Source organism: bacterium, from assembly GCA_024226335.1.
GTDB lineage: Bacteria > Myxococcota_A > UBA9160 > SZUA-336 > SZUA-336 > JAAELY01.
On record JAAELY010000308.1, the window covers coordinates 1 to 1,605 of the forward strand.

General features: G+C 59.2%; 2 protein-coding genes. One reads left to right on the top strand and one right to left on the bottom strand.

Annotation, left to right across the window (positions count from 1 at the left end; all coding sequences use genetic code 11):
- The first annotated feature begins 583 nt into the window (after positions 1-583).
- Complete coding sequence (locus tag GY725_15995; GenBank protein MCP4005692.1) at positions 584-1,123, top strand: DUF1697 domain-containing protein; 540 nt, start codon at positions 584-586, stop codon at positions 1,121-1,123.
- A 290-nt stretch (positions 1,124-1,413) separates the two neighbouring features.
- Here GY725_15995 and GY725_16000 read toward each other — a convergent pair.
- The coding region (locus GY725_16000; protein MCP4005693.1) for an undecaprenyl-phosphate glucose phosphotransferase at positions 1,414-1,605 on the bottom strand (192 nt) is incomplete at its 5' end.

Below are 1,605 nucleotides of genomic sequence, written 5' to 3' on the forward strand. Positions count from 1 at the left end.
AGATTCAGGGTATACTCGTGCCGCGAGAGCCATCCAGGGCCGGAACAAGACCACCGACGCAGGCCGCAACGCGTCGCGAGGCGGATCCGAGGGGTAATTCATGAAGATCTCAACCAGGCAGTCTTTGGTGCTCGGCTTGACGTTGGTCCTATCTGTAGCAAATATCGGACTCTTTGTGGTTGGTGTTCGATGGGCGCACGAGGTCATGTCAGAACTGTCGGCGAACTCTGAAGATGAATCCGTCCTCAACGCAGCCGAGAGGGTCGATCAAGCCTACGGTATCGTTGTGAATGTTTTTCAGGTTGCAGTTTGGAGCGCTTGCCTACTCGGTGGTCTTGTTCTTCTCGGGCGTACCGTTCAAGGGTGGAAGAGAGCTGCGCACGCCGAAGAAATGGCCAAGGTTCGATCGTACACTCGAAACGTAGGGTGGACGAGTCGAGCGGACAGAAGGAGGCGCAGTAGGGGACGAAGGAAGAGGTCTTCGAGAGCCACCGGATAACACTTGGACAAGGCATCCTCGCGGTTATAGATATATCTGCGTGGCTGCCCTGCCTCCTGAATAGAACTTCACGGGAGAACATCGATGACGACGTGGATCGCACTCTTTCGGGGTATCAATGTCGGCGGGAAGAACATCCTGCCGATGGCGAAGCTCAAGATCGATCTCGCATCACTGGGGCTCAAGAACGTACGCACGTACATCCAGAGCGGCAATGTCGTTTTCGAATCCACAGCGAAGAGCGCTTCGTCACTCGCCGCGAAGATCGCCGGGCGGGTCGAGAAGCAGCACGGATTTCGACCGCATGTCCTGCTCCTCAGCCGCGAAGATCTGCTAGCCTCGATCGATTCCAATCCTTTTCCGCAGGCGGTGTCCGACCCTAAAACGCTCCATTTTTCTTTCCTCCTGGAGCCACCGGCCGACCCGGACCTGAAGGCGCTCGAGGACGCCAGATCGCCGACCGAGAACTATAGATTGATAGATCGCGTCTTCTATCTCCATGCTCCGGATGGGGTCGGCCGTTCCAAGCTTGCCGCGAATGCGGAGAAGCGCCTGGGTGTCGTGACGACGGCTCGAAACTACCGGACGGTCAATAAACTCCTGGAAATGGTAACGCCATCATGACGAACACACCTAAATTGACGCCATCCTCATCCGGAGTTTCGCCCTTTCAGGGCGAGTCTCAGGGGCCCGGTAACCCGGGGCTCGCGCTACGTCGCTGCGCTCCTTCGCGCGGCCCCGGGCTATACGCTTGCGCCCTTTCAGGGCGGGGGCCTCGGCGGTTTGAGGCGGATCGCCGGGCCCACCGGTAAACCTCCACGAGCTCGACGACGCGACCGGCAATGCCGAGCTGGCGGAAAGATCCGCTCGCAGCCGGTCCGCTCACAGCGCGGCTCGACTTTTGCCACGGGCTGTTAGTACGCGTTGTGCCAGATGCCGCTGCGGAGCGTCATCCAGAGGATCTTGAGGTCGGGCATCAGCGACCAGTTCTGGATGTAGTAGATGTCGTACTGGATGCGCTTCTTGATCGAGGTGTTGCCGCGCCAGCCGTGGACCTGGGCCCAGCCGGTGATGCCGGATTTGACCCGGTGGCGGAGCATGTAGTC

What these genes read in the sequence shown, in the direction of transcription:
- GY725_15995 (MCP4005692.1), top strand. Translation starts at nt 584, where the DNA reads ATGACGACGTGGATCGCACTCTTTCGGGGTATCAATGTCGGCGGGAAG.